A 19,582-nucleotide genomic window follows, 5' to 3' on the forward strand; every position below is an offset into this window, starting at 1 on the left:
ATATTTACTCAGATAATTCCGCTTTAAGGTTAGATCATTATTGATGTTCCGCATAATTGAATTAACGTTTTTTATTGCTTGTTAATTCTGTTACCGAATTATCTAACCTTTACAATTGCGAGCGCAGCGCGGCAATCGCATTATACAGAGCGGCTCTGCTTGCGTGCGATTGCCGCGCTGCGCTCGCAATGACATATCTTTTGAGTATTCTCAACAAACCCTATCTTTAACTCATGGAATTTATGTTCGGCATCCTCGGAACAATAGGTATTGCCATAGCCGGGTTGCTCTATTTTATACCGGCAGCCATCGCCCGCAAAAAGATTGATTTCAAGCTGATCTTTGCACTCAACCTTTTCCTTGGCTGGACCATTATCGGTTGGATCTGGGCGCTGATCTGGGCTTGTCAAAAAGATACAGAACCTTTAGGTTATTATAAACCAGGTTACCCGGGATATACACTCGAGAATGCACTTAGGTTAAAAGAGCTGCAAAAACAATTTGATGCAGGTGTACTTACCAAAAGCAATTATGATAATGGCGTAAAAGAGATTTTGGAAGCTATTTAAATAAACCCATCATTGCAGGGATTGAAACAATAACGTTTTTCACATCCTTTACATTATTCCAAACAATCTCAACGCGAAGCTATTTATAGCTACATTAGCCATGCAATCTACTGTATCCAAATAGCCCGCCTATGAAAAAAATGTATCCGTTTAAATCCCTGATAGTTTTACTTCATTTACAGGCTTTAATTATTTGTTTACCCCAAAAAGTTTCTGCCCAGGCCGATACCGCGAAAATCACCAGGAACAGTCCGGCGTTCATCCCCCCTGCCGTACAGCGCTGGGACGATAGGGTAATGATAGATCTGCAAAATCAACGTACGCCAAAGCAAACCGGCTTCTTCATGTTTTTGAGCGAAAATGTTTTGTATGGCGATATTGGCATCCCGGCTGGGTTATTGGTGGGCGGGATAGTAAGTAACAACAAAGAGATGCGGCAAAACGCGGGCTATGTAGCCAGTAGTACGGCGCTATCATACGGTTTTATGCTGCTGATCAAGCACGTTGTAAAACGTCCGCGGCCATTTGTACAAAATATCCAGATCACGCCGGTTTACAGGGCCAGCGGTACTTCATTCCCCTCGGGGCATACTTCATCAACTTTTGCTACAGCTACGGCACTTTCGGCGGCGTATCCTAAATGGTACGTGATAGCGCCGTCGTTTTTCTGGGCCGGGGCTACCAGTTACTCGCGCATGTACCTTGGGGTACATTATCCTACAGATGTTGGTGCGGGGATCATATTGGGTACGGGGAGCGCAGCGGCAATGTCGTTTTTGAAAAAGTAGGGTAATAATTGTTTAACAGACCTGTACATTAAGGATCATAAGCACAGGAAAAAGTTCACCTCGAAAGTATGATATTGAGATAATTAAATTCCGATTTTAAGAAACGTTTTTACCATGATCAATTTTAGGTTTGAAGATTATTTTCTATTCCTAACAACTACACCACTGTGATTCTCGTCGTGTGTGTAAATGCGTTCAAATCTTTTAATGGCGAGCATTCTTTCAATTATTCTCACCCCATCCGCATGATCTTCATAAATGCCCACAGGTAAAGGGTGATATTGTTGCGTGGATTTAATGAAACTTGTAAAAAAATAAGGGTCTAATCCGCCAAATTCAAGCCCAAAAGTAAGCTCCACTTCTATGATCTGCCCGGATTTTTTATGTTCAAATCCACAATGAAATCCATGAAAAAAGTACCTCCATTCTTCAATATTCCCAAATTGCTGTTTGGCAAAATATGGACTAAACGAATCAAGAGGGTAAGCTGGATCAATATCAACGCCCAGTTTTACAGCTAATTTATTGATCAGTATGTTTCCTAAAATGCCATAGTCTTTTGCACACTGTTCAAAAAACAATTGATTATTGTCTATTTCCTCATCTGTTATCAGCTTAGCAATGTTTATTTCGGGTTGAATGGTATGTATGGATACCTGAAATCCCACAAAATCCTTTTTTAATTTAATGCCGATTTCTTGTCTGGAATCTTGCAGCGGTTGTTCAAAAAGTAATTTTATTTTTTCCCCGCGTGGTATTTTATTAATTGCTTGTAATGTGGGTATTTGGCTGATCGAATTTATTTTTATTGTTTGAGTTATTCTTTCCACTACTTGATTTATCAATAAAATAAAGTTAATTTTTTTATAGTTATCGACAAGTAAAGATATCATTCATGGCATCTAACCATAGTTGGCTTTACCGACTAACGCGTATTTTGTAAAGCTTTGCTAAGGTTCTAATTAATAGTAGCTAACTTTATGTTTTTACTGAAGTAATTAATTATTTGCCTAATTATTCATAATATAATCGCTCAGAAATATCCTATGGAAAATACAGCTAAATCAATTCGTCCTTTTATCGGTGCCCAAAACTTCGAAACATCCCGCAGCTTTTATCGCGACCTTGGTTTTGAAGAAGTTGTGCTAAGCCATAATATGAGCTTATTTAAAACCGATGGCTTAGGTTTTTATCTGCAGGATGCTTATGTGAAAGATTGGATTGATAATACAATGGTGTTTTTAGAAGTTGCCGACGTTGATGCTTATTGGGATAAACTGGTGACATTAAACTTGCCCGAAAAATACCAAGGGGTTAGGTTAACACCTATCCGCAGAGAATCATGGGGAAGCGAGTGCTTTGTTCACGACCCATCGGGAGTTTTATGGCATTTTGGGGCGTTTAATAAGTAGCCCCCGTTTACTTAAGGCGCTTTCCAATCATTAGCATTTAAAACAGGATTAAACTCAATAGCAGTAGTTGTTGAAGTAAGCTTATTTTTTCCATCCGATGTTTCGGTAACCGCCGGATAGGTAACACCATTTACCTTAGTGAAGTTTTTATAAACAGAAATATTGGGCGAGGCTGAGTTTATAGAATAAGCATTCCCTTTCATGCTATAATCGTTACCCACCAAATAAATTACCTTGTTTTTATTTTTATAAAAGGTGATGATATAGTCATCGCCCGATGGCGTTACTGTTGCATTCAGAAAATAATTACTAAACTTTTTGTGCAGACCCAAAATGCCTTGGTATAGGTTTAGGTCCAGCTCATCTTTTTCATCTTGCGATAACGTTTTTTTCGAGCCGTTTATCCATTGCCACCCTTCATTCCTCTCAAGTTGTTTTACTATCAGCAATTTGCCGTTTTGCCTTACTTCGGCACGGATGCGGTTGTTGGCCAGGTCGGTAATGGCTACCATTTGCATATTGCCGTTTATATTAGCGGTTTCTTTAACGGTAGTGATCTTATCGATGCTTTCTCCGCCGTATTGCGCTCGGAGTTTGGTTAAAAGAATTGCCGGAGTGGGTGTACCTGCCTTTACAATTGTATTGGTTTGAGTTTTTGCTCCGGTTGTGGTTTTTGATGCTATCGAGGGGTTCTCTTTTTTATCATCCCTAAAATAAAATTCCCCATTTAACAAGATCAGGTCTTCCCCATTAGGCGGACTGTAAAAGAAACTTTGTTTGGAAACCGCTCCGTTGCCAAAGGTTAATGTTATTTCGCCGTCACCTAATTTATAAGTGCCGCTGGTTTTGCTGTTATTTTCAAATTTCCCGCCCACGGTACCGCCCGCCGCATCACCGCCTACGCCAACAACGCTTGATCTGTCTGTCGAGAAATTGCCTTTGCCATCTATATACAGTAAATTGGATGAGAATGCGCCGATCATTGGTGTGCCTGTGCCGCCGCTGGTAGAGGCGCTTCGCTTTTCATAAACGCCCTCAGGGATAGTTGTCACCTTTTTAACTTTGTGCAGAGTGTGCTTTATACCTGCGGTACTTTCGAGGTTTCCGTTGGCAGCGAGTTTGTATTTTTTGCTTTCGTAGCCGTTTTTAAAATTAAGTTGAACGATTCCGCTTTTGATAGTGTACGAGCCGGTTGCTTTGGTTTTCCAGTCGACCTGGTTCAAGGCATCGTTGAAGGAGCCATCGCTTTTAAAATAAAAAACGAGGTTGTTGATCTGCATGCCATTGAAAGGCGTGTTGTATAATTGGGCACCAACGTACACACCGTTGAGCGATTGAGCGTGCGCTGCAAATGCATTTACAATAAACAGGCACAGGAGCAGGAATTGTTTTTTGGCCATCGTTTAAAAAGACGGATAACGGGCCGGATTGTTTTGGTAGGGAGTTAAGTTTGAGAGTGGTAATAGCTTGTTGCGAAGTGAAGCTTTTAAAATATGTTTTCTAAGCCGCTTCTTTAGGAACTGTAGTAGCTATTTTTTATCATAGTGCCCCATTGCAGATACAACAAATACAGTCACTATATCGTCTTCAACTTTGTAAATTAGCCGATCTTTTTGATTGATCCTTCGTGACCAAAAACCAGTAAGCTCATACTTTAAAGCCTCTGGTTGGCCTATCCCTGTGTATGGAGTTTCAGTAAGTTCAATTAATATTTTTTCTATTTTTTTAATGCTTGCCTTATCTCCTGATTTTACGTGTTGCCGAATATGGCTTTCGGCCAATTCCTCTATCCTCTATTTTAAGTTTAAACTTCCCCATACATCGTCAGGATCAATTGTTTTGTAATTCCCTCTCTTTTCGGCATCTTTTATCATCGCCACAAAGTCAGGATCATACGGGCTTTTCTTTGTTTCAAAAGAAACTTTTAATGCTTTGGCTATCGCTTTTAAAGCCAATAACTGTTCTTTGTTCTCCGGGTGCATTATTAATGTCTCCATATAACAAATTTACGATTTTCAAGGGTAATTATCATTATCTGATATCAAACAAAAAAGCCCCCCGCTCACACGGAAGGCTTTTAAAAACCTGTTTTCCTACAAGGGCTCGAACCTCAATCTTCAGAGCCAGAATCTGACGTGCTACCATTACACCATAGGAAAATCTTATAGTGTACAAGGGCTTTTTACAGCACCATTTGCACACCACAAATATATAAATTATGCAAATTGCTGTAAAGTACCTAATGTAAAAAGCCGCCATCCAGGTTAAGGATTAGCGGCCTTTTTTACAGTATGATTATGCTTAGTCTTCGTTTACGAACGAGCGCAGCATCCAGGTGTTTTTCTCGTTGAACTGCATAAAGCGGTTGATCATGTCGTTGGTGCCATCGTCGCCGGCATCGGCGGTAATGTTCAACAACTCGCGCTCAAATTTGATCAGGGTAGCCAGGTCATCGATAATGGCTTTTACCATTAGGGTATCTTTTAAACCGATAGTTTGGATCTCTTTAAGCGTAGCAGTTTCGATATAATCTTTAAAAGTGCTGATTGGCGGCTTGCCTAATGCAAGGATCCTTTCGGCCAGCTCATCTATTGTAACAAGGGCTGCGGTGTATAGCTCTTCAAATTTAAGGTGCAGGGTAAAAAAGCTGGTGCCTTTCACATTCCAGTGGCAGCCGCGCAGTTTTTGGTAGTGGATATGGTAATTGGCCAGCAGGTCGTTCAGGTGGTCGACAACGGGTTTTACTTTGCCTTCTTCAAGACTTATTTTTTCAGCGTTCATAAATAAATTAGTGATGTTTTAAGTGTAACATGCCTTTGGCGGCAATGTTTGGTAAAGATAAACAGTTTTGATTTTAATAAGCATCTTTGCAAAATTATGACCACGCTGTTACCCATCATCCGCAAAAATTACCAGGCCCCTATATGGCGCATGGAAATTGACAACAGCACCCAAACGCTCTTCCTCGAGGTGCGCGACCACGCCAACAAACAGGTAAGTTTTTCGGCCCTCAGCCTGCAAACCGGCGAAGTTTATTTCGAAAACCTAACCACGCCCGAACGCTGGCTAACAGGCATCGAGGCGGTTTATAATTGTGTTTTACTGCTCCATAATTATCAATCAGAAACAGGCCCGGTACACAAAGGCCTTACCGCTATTGAAGGTACATCAGCGCAAAACCTTTGGAGCAATTTTACATTGGCTTTTGATCAGCTTTCGGTGAATGGTCCAATAGTTTACAATAGTCAGCTACAGCCAAAAAGGTTAACGCTCATCGATATTAAAACGGGAAACACCATCAGACCCTATGAGCCAGTGCTGGATCAGTCTTTGTATAATCAGATCAGCAGCCCCGAAATGTTGCCTGCCGACCAGATCGACGACAAATTTCTGCCCCAGCAGCCTTATGCAAATGTGGTTCATTATATCAGTTACAATAGTTTCAGAATTGTATCTTTGCACACGCTTTTGCAGGAGCAACTTATACAGCATCTTTATATATTTGACGATTCGGGTTTGCAACTATACCACGATTTGTTAAATACCGCTATAACAAAACTGCAACCCGAGGCGTTTGTACTACATAATAACCAGCTCATTTATTTAAAAGATAGATCGGCCGTAATAGTGTTGAACTTGTAAATTATTGTATTGTAACTTATTATGAAATTTAAGATTGTTTTACTGATCGCACCCATACTTACACTTTCCATATCCGCTTTTGCAAATCCCCTTGTCGATTCGATAGGTGTTGAAAACCTGAATGGCAAGAAAGTTATCCTCCATAAACTCGACCCAAAAGATAATTACTACTCGATAGGCCGTAGATACAATGTTAGTCCGAAAGCTATCATTTCATTCAATAACAACGCGGCGCTTAAAATTGGCGGCACTGTAAAAGTGCCCACCGAGTTGCCTTTTTCGGGCGAGGCAGTTGCAACTGCACCAGTACAGGCTCCGGCAAAACAGGTGGTAACTACCCCGGCACCGGCGCAGCAAAAACCGGTTACTCAGCAAGTACCAGTTCAAAATAAACCGCAGGCATCAACCCAGGCCCAGGTAAGCTCACCAGCCCCGGTTGCACAGGCTCCGGTTAGCAAACCGCAGCAAGCTCCTGCCGATACTGTAAAAAAAGTAAGCATGCTTAATGTACAGCAGTATAAAGTATCAGCAGGCGAAACTTTGTTCTCTATCGCCAAACGTTTCAATACTTCTGTTGATGATATCAAGGCTTTAAATAAATTAAACTCCGATACCCTTGCACCAAACCAGGTGATCAACGTGCGTACCGGTATGCCGCCCGAAGATACCACGGCCAAACAACCGGTAATGCAAAAGGATTCGACCAATGTGGTAATGCAGCAAGACAGCACCGGCGATCATGGTAAAGCCAACCGTTTTGGCCTGTACGAAAAAGTTGAAAAAGGTGTAGCCACCTGGATGGATGATGCCGGTCTGGATCCTAAAAAGGAACTGGTTTTACACCGCACCGCGCCGATAGGCACCATCATTAAAATTACCAACCCTATGAACAACCACACCACCTTTGCAAAGGTAGTTGGCCGTTTTACCGATAACGAAACCAACAAAAATGTTTTGATCATCATGACCAAAAACACTGCCGATGCTTTAGGTGCATTAGATAAACGTTTCCAGGTAAATATCAGCTACGGTAGCCCGAATGAATAAACCTTATATTATTGGAATTGCCGGGGGAAGTGGTTCTGGCAAAACCTTTTTTTTAAAGTCGTTTTTAGAACATTTTACTGCCGATGAGGTGAGCCTCGTTTCGCAGGATGATTATTACATCCCTGTTGCTCATAACATGACTAAGGAGGAGAACAAATTATACAACTTTGATCTTCCCTCTACCATTGATCACGAACATTTTCAGCAGGATATCAGCAAGTTGCTGAACAAAGAGTCTATCCTAAAACAGGAATATACTTTTAATAACCCGGATGCTATCCCTAAAATGATCGAGATCAAGCCTGCTCCAATTTTAATTGTGGAAGGTTTGTTCATCCTGCATTTTAAAGATATTGCCGAATTACTTGATCTGAAGATATTTATTGATGCAGATGAAGACGTTGCCCTTCAACGTCGTTTAAAGCGCGATTTAATAGAGCGTGGTTATTCAAACGATGATGCGATGTATAAATGGATCAATCACGTTGTTCCTGCTTACAAAGAATACCTGTTACCCTACAAAGATGAATGCGACCGCGTGGTGACCAACAATTCGCACGTGGCCGATGATATCATGATAATCACCGAGGAAATCTCGGCTGATTTGCGGAAGAAGTTGTTTTAAGTTTGAATTTAGCATAAAAAGCCAGGTAATTATACTACCTGGCTTTTTACAATAATAAGAATTAGAGGGACAATTGTATTTTCTCTTACCCTAACTTCTCAATAATTTCTTCGGTAGTTCCCACCTCTCCTATCCTCGGGAAAATATATTTAAAGCTATGCTCATGCGCTTCGGCAAACATGTCTGTCATGGCATCACTGGCGAATGCTATGTTGTACGCATATTCATTGGCCGAGCGGGCGGTAGCTTCAACACCAATGCTGGTAGCTACACCTGCCAATACTATTTGGGTAACACCACGTTTCTGCAATTCCCCGTGCAACCCGGTATTATAAAAAGCACCCCATTGTTTTTTAGTGATAAAAATGTCGGTAGGTTCGGTTTGTATTTCGGGGGCTATTTCGTTCCAGTCGGCAGGGAGTTCTGTCATGCTGTTGCCTTTGCTGTCGCGGCGGGTTTTAAAAGCCGGACTGATAGGTTCAACCCTTACAATTACTATCGGCTTACCGGCTTTGCGGAATGCGGCAACCAATTGAGCCGATTTTTCCAGCACACCCGGCATGGGGTGGGCACAGTTTAGCTGTACAATGTATTTTTGCAGATCGATAAGTACTAAGGCTGTGTTTTGATCAATTGTAGTTATCATATGTAATTATTGTTTTTGAATTAAGAAATTGCTTCAACGGGTTGTTGCTGCGTGGCAATCGCCTCGGCGGCTTCTTTTTTAAGGCGACTTTGACGCAGGAACCTGAAATGGATGATCCCTAAAAGCAAAGCCACCATGCCTTCGGCCATCACAGTATCCGGCACACCTATTTTTTGCGATACCGAACCTACAAGCAATCCGCCCAGGGGCTGCATACCGAAAAAGGCCATGGCGTAGTAACTGATCACCCTCCCCCGCATTTCGGGACTGGCTGTTGTTTGAATAATGGTATTGCCGATAGTTATCTGCGACATCATCCCAAAACCCGTAACAGCCGAAAAAAACAGCGCCACAGGGTAATTATGCATATGCGAAAACGCTACCAGGCCCACGCCGAACACCAGCGTGTTAATAGCGAGGATCTTTTTCAGATCGGTACCTGCCTGCAACGAGGCCAGGAAAATTCCGCCACCAAAAGCACCAAGACCAATAACACTATCTATCACCCCAAAAGTTGATGCCGTACCTTTAAAAATATCTTTGGCATACACCGGGATCAGCGTGCTGAACGGCAGTACAAACAAGCTTACCGATGCCAGCATCAGCAGAATAAATTTTATAGTAGGTGTATTTTGGATATAAACGAAGCCTTCCTTCAATTCGGCAGCTATGTTTTTATCGTGTTTTTTTGCAGCGACTTTGGGCAGGCGCATCATCAGCAAAGAGCCAATTACCGCTATAAAACTCACGGCATTGGCACCAAAACAAACGGTATCGCCAAATTTCTCCAACACCAATCCTGCTATACCCGGACCAATAAGCCTTGAAAGGTTTACCATCGAAGAGTTTAGGGCGAGGGCATTAGGCAGATCGGCCTTATCATCAACCATATCATACACCAACGATTGCCGGGCCGGTACATCAAAGGCGTTGATGATACCCAAAACCGCGCTTAAACCAATAATACCCCAAACCGAGTAATAACCTAAAAACACCATGGCCGAAAGCAGAATGGCCTGCACCATAGATGCCACCTGGGTAAGCAGCAGTAACTTAAAACGGTCATATCTATCGGACATTACCCCGCCAATAAATGAGAATAAAAACGAAGGGAACAAGCTGGCGAACAGCGTAAGCCCCAGCATAAATTTAGAATGTGTTTGCGAATAGATCACCCAACTTACAGCTGTTTTCTGCATCCAGGTGCCCAGTAGGGATACCGATTGGCCCGAAAAATACAACCTGTAGTTGCGGCTTTTAAACGCGCTGAATGTGCTTATCTTACTCATCAAAAATCTTTTCTATCAATCAAATTCAACCAGTTTGGCCAGTGGGGCCAACGCTTTTTTTAGTATCTCCAGCTCTTCGGCAGTGCAAGTGGCCTCGAGGGCGCGGTTAAGCCACTCATCTTTTTCGCTACGTGATTTATGGATGAGGTTCAACCCTTCGTCGGATAGTGAAATGATCACCTTACGTTTATCCAGTTCGGAGATTCGCCTTTTAATCAACCCGAGGTTAAGCAGGTTATTCAATATCTGCGACATGGATTGGGTAGTGATCTTTTCCATCGACGCCAGTTCGTTCGGCAGGATCTCACCATATTGAAATATCAGCGCCATGGTTGATCGTTCGGTTAACGAAAGCCTGCCGGCGGTTTCCGAATTGCGACGGATCTTTTTGCTTAAACGCCCTACCATAAACCGTAATTCCGATGCCAGCTGAATATCTTTTTCTTCACTCATAAATTTAATCAGTTAAACTTGTAAGTTTACCTTACAAATATACATATTGATTTATCATCCCTTTGTAAAACCGTTGATTTGTTTTATTACGCTGATTTGGTTGATGCCTGACGATGTAATGATTACTGGAAATGCCTATACTCCTTTCAAAAAATCGGTGTAACCAGAAATCAATCGGTGTAATCCCAAAAGAAAAAATCAACGAAATCAACGTAATCATCCCCAATCAACGGTCAGGTTTAGTTACTTTTGCCCCGTGCCTCCTGCCGATAAAAAAACACCTGTAAAAAAGAAAGCTCCAGTGCGCAAAAAGCCTGCGGCCAAACAACAGCAGCGAACGGTGATCTCTGTCGATTGGATAATAGGAGGTTTCGTTGTATTGCTGCTTCTGCTCTCTCCTTTCTATTACGGTTACATTTTAAAATTTGGGAGTGCCACCTGGCGTTGGATAGCCGATTCGACTGAAGAGGATACGCATTATCGCAAATACAAGAGTTTTAACATTCATATCCCCGATGGGTATGGCATTCATGGCATTGATGTATCATCGTACCAGGGCCGCATTAACTGGAAACAGGTAAAAGCCATGCGTGAGGGCAACGTACATATAAGCTTTGCATTTATCAAAGCTACCGAAGGCGTGCTGAGCGTTGATCCGTATTTTCAACGCAACTGGCGCGAGGCCCCCAAGGCCGGTATTGTTTGCGGAGCCTATCATTTTTTTCTACCGCAAAAAAGCGGAACATGGCAGGCAAAGTTTTTCCTGCAAACTGTAAAAACCGAAAAAGGCGACTTGCCGATGGTAGTAGATGTGGAACGCCTGTACCGAGTTAAGCCCGAAAAAATGCGTGAGCAACTGGAAAGCTTTATTAAAGTAATTGAAAGCCAAACCGGCATAAAGCCTATTATTTATACTAACGTTAAATTTTACCAGGATTACCTGCAAGGTTACTTTGATGGCTATACTTTGTGGATAGCTCATTACTATCAACCCCAATTGCTGGTATCCAACAAAACCAACTGGCGGTTTTGGCAGCACTCGGATAAAGCGCGGGTGAACGGAATTAACCATGTGGTTGATTTTAATGTTTTTAAGGGTGATAGCACGGAATTTGAGCGATTGTTGGTGCCGTAGGAGCGATACTTTATCCACCGCGTCATTGCGAGGTACGAAGCAATCCCCAAGAAGCAGAGGGGCTAAGCAAATCCGCCCTGTAAAGTCGGGGATTGCTTCGTACCTCGCAATGACGACGTTTTATAGACATTAGCAGCAATTCCCAACAAACTCATTACCTTTGCTATCCAAAAGATATCATCATCCTAAAAGATAGTAAGCATGGAAGAGAGAACCCCACCCACCCATTATTCAAAAGAGGCGTGCAAGGCCAGCGTATCCGCGGTGCGCGATACCCTTTATGTTTTAAATGGCAAATGGAAATTGCCCATGCTGGTAAGCCTCATCAACGGACCCAAACGCTTTAAAGAATTGCAGCGCGAACTGGAGGATATTACCCCTAAAGTACTCTCTAAAGAATTGCGTGAACTGGAACTGAACGGCTTTATAACCCGCACCGTTTATGATACTACCCCGGTAACAGTAATATACGCCCGTACCGAATACTCCAACTCATTGAGCAAAGTTATTGGTGAACTGCACGATTGGGGCGTTAAACACCGCGAACACATTAAAAAAATGAGTCGCGAAGAGGCTGAAGCTAAAAAACTTACGGCAGTTTAACTTTATAGATCCGGTAAGGATACTCTGTTTTATCTACGCCATCATTATACCTCGGTAAGCGGTGCATTTGCGAGGCGCTAAGGTACAGGTAGCCGTCACTGCTTATACCGAATGAATCGGGCCAGATGAGGCGTTCATCTTTCACTAAAAAATGCACCTTTCCATCAGGCGTAACATATTGAATTGCATGATCGGGCGAATCGCTTAAATAAATATTTCCTTTGCTATCGGCTATCATCCCGTGGCAAATTCCGGTTTCAGCTACGGTTTCTACTTTGGGAGATAGATCGGCATCCGTTAAATTAGCATCAGCCAAAAATTCAGTTTTGATGCGATAAAGTTTGGTTTGGTTAATAGCCCTGAAATAAAAGTACGTATTATCTTTAGTAAGCGCGATACCATTAACGTTAGATACAAAGGGGTTTCCACTTTGATCAATCACATCTTTACCATCCAAATGCAGTTTTAAATCCGGTTCTACTACAACAGACTTATCATCTCTTAACAATACCCTGCTTTTACCCGATTTAAGATCAAGCACTACAATGGCATGCAGTCCTGGATCTGACAGATAAGCCAAACCTTTGATATTATCAATACACATATCGTTCAGCGCACTTTTGTCTTTTGGCAGGTCATCAAAAGTGTAAATGTGTTTAATGGTATTATCGCTTAGATCGATCCTGATCAATTTAAACCTGCCCTGCTTAGCGCTATTTCCCTTATCAAGCACCGAAGCCGCACCTGCCGGGGCCGAATCCAATACCCAAAGGTTGTTTTGATCATCGGCATATATATCCTGTGCATTTACAAAATGAGTATCCGGGTTTTGCATATCATATTTATTCCACTCGGCGTTAGGGAATGGTACACGCTTGCCGTTAACTATTTCGGTAAGCCCGTACAAATAGGGTTCGTGGTGCGGAAAGGAAACAAACAACCGGTTAGTTTTGGGTGCTACAGTTACCCCTATCGGCTGGTTTTGTCCGAAGGAAGCCACCTCGATAAGTTTATTTTGCTGCGATTGAGCATTAAATGCTACTGCCATGATCAGTATAAAGGTAAAGATGCTTTTCATTGGGAAATAAAAATACAAAACGCCTTTGCCTGGTAAGCAAAGGCGTTTTTATTGATAACAATATTACGCTTTTTTATGCTCGGGATGATGGGTACTGTCCCTGCCCGATGTTTGATCGGAGCGTTGTCCCCCGGGCGTTACTGATACCCTTTTGTTTTTGGGCATCATTATGGTTAGTAAAGGCACGGTCGGCAGTTGGTTTGCCTTGCGCGTTGTTATTGAAATTCTGTTGAGCTTTCATAATGGTTGTATTTAAATTCAACAATGTTTATATTATAAATACAGCCTAAAAGCGATTGGGTTTTATAAAAATGCCTTAAAACTATTCCTGTTTAATAGTACCGGCCTCTACTAACTCCATAGCTCCCTCTGCACCAAGGCGTTCCATTAATTTAAAATCTTTCGATTCGAGGCGGCTGTAATTGGTAAAAAAAGCCTCGATCTGGTCGGTAAGGCTATGTGGCAGTTGCGCGGCATCATGCAGATCTGAAAAAAACTTGGATACAACCGGCACGGCCAAAAACCTATCATTACGGTAAGCGGTTCCCTCGGGACTGGTTTGTTCCACCTTAAAAGCGCCAACCAACCTGCAATCAATCACACATCCCGGAAAGGTACTTACTTCAGATATGATCAGCACATCCAGCGGATCGCCGTCGCCGCCAATGGTGTTGGGAATAAAACCAAAATCGAACGGGAAAACCATCCCGGCAGGCAGCAGTTTTTTCAGCTTGAACTGGTTTGTTTCGGCACTATATTCGTACTTATGCCCGCTGCCCTTGGGCGTTTCAACAATTACGGTTATGTTATTGGTTTGATTATCCATTTTATGTGTTTATAATCCCGGAATTTTTATTCCTGATGCTTTAATATCCTGCAAAATATTTTCTTGTACAGCAAGCTTGGTGTCCTGAAAACCGTGTGCGTGCACCCAAACGTTTACACCTACGCGGTATCCATCCGAATCAAGTCCGGCGATACCTATCCTTCTGTTAGGCGTTTCCAAAATATTTTTTGATTTATCGATAGATGAATTGATCACCGATTTAACCTCGTTATAATCAATATTGTTGGCAAACTTAAGTTCGATATCAAGTCGGCGGGTTCCCTCACGACTGATGTTGATGATCACCTCGTTGGAGAGCTTGCTGTTGGGTATAACCACAATCCTGTTATCAAAGGTTTTTACAATGGTATAAAAGATCTGGATGGATGTAACCGAACCTTCCAATCCCTGCGCTATAATATTATCGCCCACTACAAAGGGTTTAAGCAATAAGATAAGCACACCGCTGGCAAAGTTTTGCAGCGTTCCGGATAGTGCCAAACCTGCCGCCACACCAAAAGCACCAACCAGAGCGGTAAATAAAGTGATCGACACACCCATTATTTGCACTACCCCCAATATCAGCAATACCCGTAGTACCACTCCAACCAAACTTTGTAAAAACGGCTTAATGGTAGGGTCGATCTCTTTTTTTTGCATATGGCCCTGCCACCATTTCAGCAACAGATTAATGAGCCAAAGCCCGATAAATAATACCAGTAGTCCTATTAAAAATCCAGGCCCGTATTTGAATATCCAAACGGTGGCCTGGTCGTAAAACTTTTCTATCTTCATAATAACAACGTTAAGCTAAAGCATAAAAATTCATTATTGCTTAACGTTGGTTTAGCGGGATGGTTTGGATTAGATGGGGATAGTAATTAAAAACTCGTTTCGAATAGTAAGTAAAAAGGTCGTGGTGTCTGAGGGAAACGTAACATCCGGCCACGTCGTCGTGCCGAATTTGTTTCGGCATCCCACAGGACAGGTCGCCGCTTTGCTTAGCAAGTGGGATGCTGAAACAAGTTCAGCACGACCTCAATTTTAATTGTTATAGGTTGGCAGCAGTCAATCGCACGTAAACATAGCCGACCTGTATAGTTCGCGATTGCTTCGTACCTCGCAATGACATGGTGGTGATGCATTTTAACAGCCATTTAACATTTCCCCTCCCCAACTGTTAATAATTGTTAAAAGTGTTAAATTTCAATCAGTTACCCTAAATAGCCTTTAATTTAGTGTTAACTATTTGAAAAAACTTTACACTTTATCCATGACCTATAACAAAACCAACAACCTGCTGGGCTGGCTGTGTTTCACTATCGCTTCCCTTACCTATATCCTCACCCTCGAGCCTTCTGTAAGCTTTTGGGACTGCGGCGAGTTTATATCCTGTGCCTATAAACTGCAGGTATCGCATCAGCCGGGCTACCCGCTTTTTGCCATGATAGGCAAGGTATTTTCATTACTCAGCATGGGCGATGTTACTAAGGTAGCCTACTTTACCAACCTTGGTTCGGCATTGGCCAGCGGGGCAACCATTATGTTTTTGTTTTGGAGCATTACCACACTTGCCAAAAAGCTGCTTGCTGTAAAAGGTGAGGCACTTACCCAAAACCAAACCCTTCAAATTATGGGGGCGGGCTTAACCGGCGCATTGGCTTTCACATTTACGGATACCTTTTGGTTTTCGGCTGTGGAAACCATTGTTTTTGCATGGTCGTCGCTATGCACGGCGGTTGTTTTTTGGGCGATATTGAAGTGGGATACCGTTGCCGATGAACCCCGTGCCGATAGGTGGCTGGTTTTTATCGCTTATGTTATCGGTCTTTCTATCGGCATCCACCTGCTTAATTTGCTAACCATTCCGGCACTCGTGATGGTTTATTATTTCCGCAGGCACAAAAACATTAATCTTAAAAGCGGGCTGGCGGCTTTTTTCATCAGCATAGCGATACTGGCCTTTGTGCAGTTTGGCGTAAGAGGTTATACTATCAGTCTGGCAGCCCATTTTGATCTGTTTTTTGTAAATACACTCGGCCTTGGTTTTGGCACCGGCGCAATGTTCTTTTTCGCGCTGATTATCGGTGGCCTTGTGTTTGGCATCCGTTATAGTATCCGCAAGCAAAAGCACTTTTTAAATGTGGGCCTGCTTTGTGTGGTGTTTGTTTACTTTGGCTATGGATCATTTGCATATATCCCTATCCGCGCCACTGCTGGGACCAACCTCAACAACTCGCACCCAAGTGATGCTTTTACTTTGTACGAATACCTTAACCGTACCCAATACGGCGAAACTCCGTTATTGACCGGCCCTCAGTTTGATGCCAAAATTACAGACGTTACCGATGGTACGCCGCTTTACCGTAAAGGCGCAAACAACTATGAGATAGCTTACAAAAAACCCAACTATGTTTACGATCATACCACGTTTTTACCCCGCATGTGGTCGACCGAGGAAAATACCACATACACCCAGGATGCTCAATTTTACCGCGATTGGCTGCAACTGAGCGACAACGCCACCCCTACTTTCGGCGATAACATGCGCTGGATGTTCAGCTGGCAAATGTACCAGATGTACTGGCGTTACTTTATGTGGAACTTTGTTGGCCGCTACAACGATGATGATAACGAAGGCCAAACCAATATGCAGGGCATTGGCGGCAACTGGACATCCGGCATTTTTAATAACACTACCAATACCCCTAAAGCGATACTCAACAACGTTACCTACACTCCGCTTTACGCACTGCCGCTTGTGATAGGCTTAATTGGTATGTATTTCCATTTCAAGAAACGTAAACAGGACGCACTGGTAATTATCCTATTGTTTTTTTTTACAGGGTTAGCTATTGTGCTTTATGTAAACCAGCCTTCCATCCAGCCACGCGAACGTGATTACTCCTACGTTGGTTCGTTTTATGCTTTCGCGATATGGATAGGTTTAGGGTTGATAGCACTGATCAATCTCATCCCTAAAAAAATAAACCCGCGGTTTGCTACCATTGGTGCAACAATGATTTGCCTGTTGGTTGGCCCGGTTTTGTTAGGCGTTAAAGAATGGCGCAATCACGATCGGTCTACCAAAATGGCTGCGCATGATATGGCCTATAACTACCTGATGTCGTGCCCTAAAAATGCTATTTTGTTTGATCTGGGCGATAACGACACCTATTCGTTATGGTACGATCAGGAAGTAGAAAACATCCGTCCGGATGTGCGCATTGTAAACCTGAGTTTATTAAGTGCCGATTGGTCGGTTAGGCAAATGCAGCGCAAAATAAACCAGGCCGACGCCCTTCCTATTACCATGGCCTTTGATAAATACAAACTGGGCACCCGCGATGTGATCAGGTATAACGATGTTAAAATACCAGGCTATACCGAGGTAAAAGACATCTTCGATTTCATCACATCAGATGATAAACGTACCCACGTTGAATACACCAACGGTACTACCGAAAACTTTTTGCCTACCAAAAACTTCAAGCTCACGGTTAAGGCCGATGATGTGACGAAAAACAAGGTGATCACGCCCGAACAAAAGGGGATGCTGACCGATACCATGAAATGGCAGTTCCCACCAAGCTATATCACTAAAGAGAATTTGGCCATGATAGATATACTGGCGCATAATGATTGGAAACGCCCTATTTGCTTCACTACATCTATCAGCCGAGCAAACATGATCGGCTTGCAGCCCTATTTGTATGAAGAAGGTTTTACTTTCCGCCTGCTTCCGTTAAAAACCGATTCATCATTAAGCGATCAGCTTTCAAAAACCAATAGCCTGGTGATGTACAGCAACGTGATGAACAAGTTTAAGTTCGGCAATTTTAAAAACGCGAAGTATCTCGATCAGCAATCAACACAGGTATTTTACCCGCAATTGGTGAATACATTTTCTGATCTCTCGTTAGGGTTGATCAAAGACGGCCATCCCGACCTTGCCCTGAATACCCTGAAAAAATATGAAGAGGTGATGCCGGATATTAACCCCAGCCTGCTGGCAGCACAAACCAAAATGACACTGGCTGATACCTCATACAAACTCAAGTACGCCAAACTGGGCAACAAACTGATCAACAGTGTTCACGAATACATTACCGATCAGCTGGACCATAACTACCACCAGTTACAACAAGATACCGGAAAATTAAACCCACGCGAGGTACAAATAGGAATGTCGTTCCTGAACAATATGGTAGCCATTACACGCGACGGGCATCAGGACGCCTTGAGCAAACAATTAATGGCTCAGCTAACCGATTATGAAGGAAAATTCAAGAGTATTCTGCAGCTATAAAAGTCATTAGGTCATTTTGCTGCGCGTCATTTGTTTCACGTCATTGAGTCATTTTGCTTCGCGTCATAAGGTCATTCTTTATGATGCAAAGCAAAATGACCTAATGACTTAATGATTAATGACCCAACGAGCAAAGCAAAATGACTTAATGACCCAATGACGCGTAGCAAATGACGCGTAGCATTAATAATTTACGTAACTCTCGTTAAAAGTACCATCGGCATACAGATCGATCAAGCCGTAGCCCGGTGCGGTTTCGCGGCGGTTGCCTTCCCACCAGGCCCCAGATACAGCACCGTTACATAAATAAGTTACGTTATTATAGATCACTTTATCGCGCATATGCAGGTGACCGCTTAAGCACAGCTTTACGTTGGGGTGCTGATAGAACAGGTTAATGATCTTAGCGGTATCGGTGTGCATATCGCCGCCCAGCATGGTCCATTTGTTTACGATATCATCTTCTATCATCAATAAAGCAGTTAGTATAGGTATGTGCGACATTACCATCACCGGCACTTTAGCATCTGTAGCTTTTAACTCGTCGCTTAGCCAGGTCATTTGCTCGTCGCCAAGTTTGCCAATGTACCAGGTGTTATCAATATCAAGGTGCACGCTATCCAGTACAATAATTTTCCAGCCGCCTTTTACCATGCTGTAGTAAGGTTTCGCCAGTTGTAACTGATCCATCGAGTATTTTTTGCCATAGATAGCCTGGCCTTTATCATCCTCATACCACCAAATATCATGATTACCCAGGCAATAATTTACCGGCAGACTGCACTCGTTTTTCATGATGTTGTGCATCAGCTTCCATTGATCATTAATAGTGTCGATGTTTTCTTTGTTCATATCAAAAACCACATCGCCGCCGTTCAACACCAGGTCAACTTTTGGTGTTTGTTGCTGTAGGTGGTGCAGGCATTTGGTAAAACGTGCCGGGGCGTTAAATTTATCTTTCAGGTGCACATCGGTAATATGTGCAACCCTCAGTGATGGTTTACCCGGTTTTATGGTGTTATTGCCAAGGGCCAGTGACGGGGCCAACAATAGGCCACCAATATTTTTTAATGCCGATCTTCTTTCCATATTGTTAATGTAGGGTTGCCGGGATACAGCAACCGCGCGCCAAAATTACGCCTGTTAGTACTTTTGAAGTA

Annotated in this window: 22 protein-coding genes; 9 read left to right on the forward strand and 13 right to left on the reverse strand. The window is 42.7% G+C overall.

Going from position 1 to position 19,582, the window contains the following annotated elements:
- Positions 1–233 precede the first annotated feature (233 nt).
- Both AAFN85_RS28035 and AAFN85_RS28040 read left to right on the forward strand, forming a co-directional pair.
- Positions 234–569: a superinfection immunity protein gene (locus AAFN85_RS28035; protein WP_347531280.1), complete on the forward strand. Its 336-nt coding sequence runs from the start codon at positions 234–236 to the stop codon at positions 567–569.
- Positions 570–700: 131 nt separating this feature from the next.
- Entirely contained in the window at positions 701–1,357 is a 657-nt protein-coding gene (locus AAFN85_RS28040; protein WP_347531281.1) for a phosphatase PAP2 family protein, read from the forward strand.
- A gap of 137 nt (positions 1,358–1,494) precedes the next feature.
- Here the strand turns inward: AAFN85_RS28040 and AAFN85_RS28045 are convergent, their stop codons facing one another.
- On the reverse strand, positions 1,495–2,187 hold the full coding sequence (locus tag AAFN85_RS28045; protein ID WP_347531282.1) for a hypothetical protein: 693 nt from the start codon (positions 2,185–2,187) through the stop codon (positions 1,495–1,497).
- A 216-nt stretch (positions 2,188–2,403) separates the two neighbouring features.
- Here AAFN85_RS28045 and AAFN85_RS28050 point away from each other — a divergent pair, with 216 nt between their 5' ends.
- Complete coding sequence (locus AAFN85_RS28050) at positions 2,404–2,769, forward strand: VOC family protein (protein WP_347531283.1); 366 nt, start codon at positions 2,404–2,406, stop codon at positions 2,767–2,769.
- A gap of 11 nt (positions 2,770–2,780) precedes the next feature.
- Here AAFN85_RS28050 and AAFN85_RS28055 read toward each other — a convergent pair whose 3' ends face one another.
- From AAFN85_RS28055 to AAFN85_RS28070, 4 genes are all read right to left on the reverse strand, one after another.
- Positions 2,781–4,169, reverse strand: coding sequence for a hypothetical protein (locus AAFN85_RS28055; protein ID WP_347531284.1), 1,389 nt, complete (start codon positions 4,167–4,169; stop codon positions 2,781–2,783).
- 129 nt (positions 4,170–4,298) lie between these two features.
- Complete coding sequence (locus tag AAFN85_RS28060) at positions 4,299–4,550, reverse strand: Txe/YoeB family addiction module toxin (protein WP_347531285.1); 252 nt, start codon at positions 4,548–4,550, stop codon at positions 4,299–4,301.
- A gap of 12 nt (positions 4,551–4,562) precedes the next feature.
- Complete coding sequence (locus tag AAFN85_RS28065) at positions 4,563–4,766, reverse strand: DUF2683 family protein (protein ID WP_347531286.1); 204 nt, start codon at positions 4,764–4,766, stop codon at positions 4,563–4,565.
- 304 nt (positions 4,767–5,070) lie between these two features.
- Entirely contained in the window at positions 5,071–5,550 is a 480-nt protein-coding gene (locus AAFN85_RS28070; RefSeq protein WP_347531287.1) for a DNA starvation/stationary phase protection protein, read from the reverse strand.
- A 96-nt stretch (positions 5,551–5,646) separates the two neighbouring features.
- Between AAFN85_RS28070 and AAFN85_RS28075 the strand changes: the two genes are divergently transcribed.
- Genes AAFN85_RS28075 through AAFN85_RS28085 form a run of 3 tightly spaced genes read left to right on the forward strand, consistent with a single transcriptional unit; the run spans position 5,647 to position 8,083 of the window.
- On the forward strand, positions 5,647–6,411 hold the full coding sequence (locus tag AAFN85_RS28075; RefSeq protein ID WP_347531288.1) for a DUF4905 domain-containing protein: 765 nt from the start codon (positions 5,647–5,649) through the stop codon (positions 6,409–6,411).
- Positions 6,412–6,432: 21 nt separating this feature from the next.
- The gene (locus tag AAFN85_RS28080; RefSeq protein WP_347531289.1) at positions 6,433–7,458 is read left to right on the forward strand and encodes a LysM peptidoglycan-binding domain-containing protein; all 1,026 of its coding nucleotides are present in this window, start codon (positions 6,433–6,435) and stop codon (positions 7,456–7,458) included.
- Positions 7,451–8,083: a uridine kinase gene (locus AAFN85_RS28085; RefSeq protein WP_347531290.1), complete on the forward strand. Its 633-nt coding sequence runs from the start codon at positions 7,451–7,453 to the stop codon at positions 8,081–8,083. The genes AAFN85_RS28080 and AAFN85_RS28085 overlap by 8 nt, the downstream gene beginning before the upstream one ends.
- 85 nt (positions 8,084–8,168) lie before the next feature.
- On the opposite strand, the gene AAFN85_RS28090 is transcribed toward AAFN85_RS28085, so the two are convergent.
- The 3 genes from AAFN85_RS28090 to AAFN85_RS28100 are packed head-to-tail and all read right to left on the reverse strand — an operon-like array spanning position 8,169 to position 10,471.
- A complete protein-coding gene (locus tag AAFN85_RS28090) occupies positions 8,169–8,729 on the reverse strand; it encodes an isochorismatase family protein (protein WP_347531291.1) in 561 nt (186 codons plus the stop codon).
- Positions 8,730–8,749: 20 nt separating this feature from the next.
- On the reverse strand, positions 8,750–10,018 hold the full coding sequence (locus AAFN85_RS28095) for an MFS transporter (protein WP_347531292.1): 1,269 nt from the start codon (positions 10,016–10,018) through the stop codon (positions 8,750–8,752).
- A gap of 15 nt (positions 10,019–10,033) precedes the next feature.
- Positions 10,034–10,471, reverse strand: coding sequence for a MarR family winged helix-turn-helix transcriptional regulator (locus AAFN85_RS28100; RefSeq protein ID WP_347531293.1), 438 nt, complete (start codon positions 10,469–10,471; stop codon positions 10,034–10,036).
- A gap of 256 nt (positions 10,472–10,727) precedes the next feature.
- Between AAFN85_RS28100 and AAFN85_RS28105 the strand changes: the two genes are divergently transcribed.
- Both AAFN85_RS28105 and AAFN85_RS28110 read left to right on the forward strand, forming a co-directional pair.
- On the forward strand, positions 10,728–11,606 hold the full coding sequence (locus AAFN85_RS28105; protein ID WP_347531294.1) for a glycoside hydrolase family 25 protein: 879 nt from the start codon (positions 10,728–10,730) through the stop codon (positions 11,604–11,606).
- A gap of 201 nt (positions 11,607–11,807) precedes the next feature.
- Positions 11,808–12,209 (forward strand): helix-turn-helix domain-containing protein, encoded by a 402-nt coding sequence (locus tag AAFN85_RS28110; protein ID WP_347531295.1) that lies wholly within the window; start codon positions 11,808–11,810, stop codon positions 12,207–12,209.
- On the opposite strand, the gene AAFN85_RS28115 is transcribed toward AAFN85_RS28110, so the two are convergent.
- The 4 genes from AAFN85_RS28115 to AAFN85_RS28130 all read right to left on the reverse strand — a co-directional run bounded on the left by AAFN85_RS28115 (position 12,196) and on the right by AAFN85_RS28130 (position 14,908).
- Positions 12,196–13,287: an L-dopachrome tautomerase-related protein gene (locus AAFN85_RS28115; protein WP_347531296.1), complete on the reverse strand. Its 1,092-nt coding sequence runs from the start codon at positions 13,285–13,287 to the stop codon at positions 12,196–12,198. The two genes, AAFN85_RS28110 and AAFN85_RS28115, sit on opposite strands and share 14 nt — an antisense overlap.
- 73 nt (positions 13,288–13,360) lie before the next feature.
- A complete protein-coding gene (locus AAFN85_RS28120; protein WP_347531297.1) occupies positions 13,361–13,528 on the reverse strand; it encodes a hypothetical protein in 168 nt (55 codons plus the stop codon).
- Between the two features lie 81 nt (positions 13,529–13,609).
- Complete coding sequence (locus AAFN85_RS28125) at positions 13,610–14,113, reverse strand: inorganic diphosphatase (protein ID WP_347531298.1); 504 nt, start codon at positions 14,111–14,113, stop codon at positions 13,610–13,612.
- 9 nt (positions 14,114–14,122) lie between these two features.
- Positions 14,123–14,908, reverse strand: coding sequence for a mechanosensitive ion channel domain-containing protein (locus tag AAFN85_RS28130; protein WP_347531299.1), 786 nt, complete (start codon positions 14,906–14,908; stop codon positions 14,123–14,125).
- Between the two features lie 454 nt (positions 14,909–15,362).
- Here AAFN85_RS28130 and AAFN85_RS28135 point away from each other — a divergent pair, with 454 nt between their 5' ends.
- Entirely contained in the window at positions 15,363–18,422 is a 3,060-nt protein-coding gene (locus AAFN85_RS28135) for a DUF2723 domain-containing protein (RefSeq protein ID WP_347531300.1), read from the forward strand.
- A gap of 183 nt (positions 18,423–18,605) precedes the next feature.
- Here the strand turns inward: AAFN85_RS28135 and AAFN85_RS28140 are convergent, their stop codons facing one another.
- Positions 18,606–19,511, reverse strand: a complete 906-nt coding sequence (locus AAFN85_RS28140; protein ID WP_347531301.1) for a metallophosphoesterase — start codon at positions 19,509–19,511, stop codon at positions 18,606–18,608.
- Positions 19,512–19,582: the final 71 nt, after the last annotated feature.

The organism is Mucilaginibacter sp. CAU 1740 (assembly GCF_039839285.1).
GTDB lineage: Bacteria > Bacteroidota > Bacteroidia > Sphingobacteriales > Sphingobacteriaceae > Mucilaginibacter.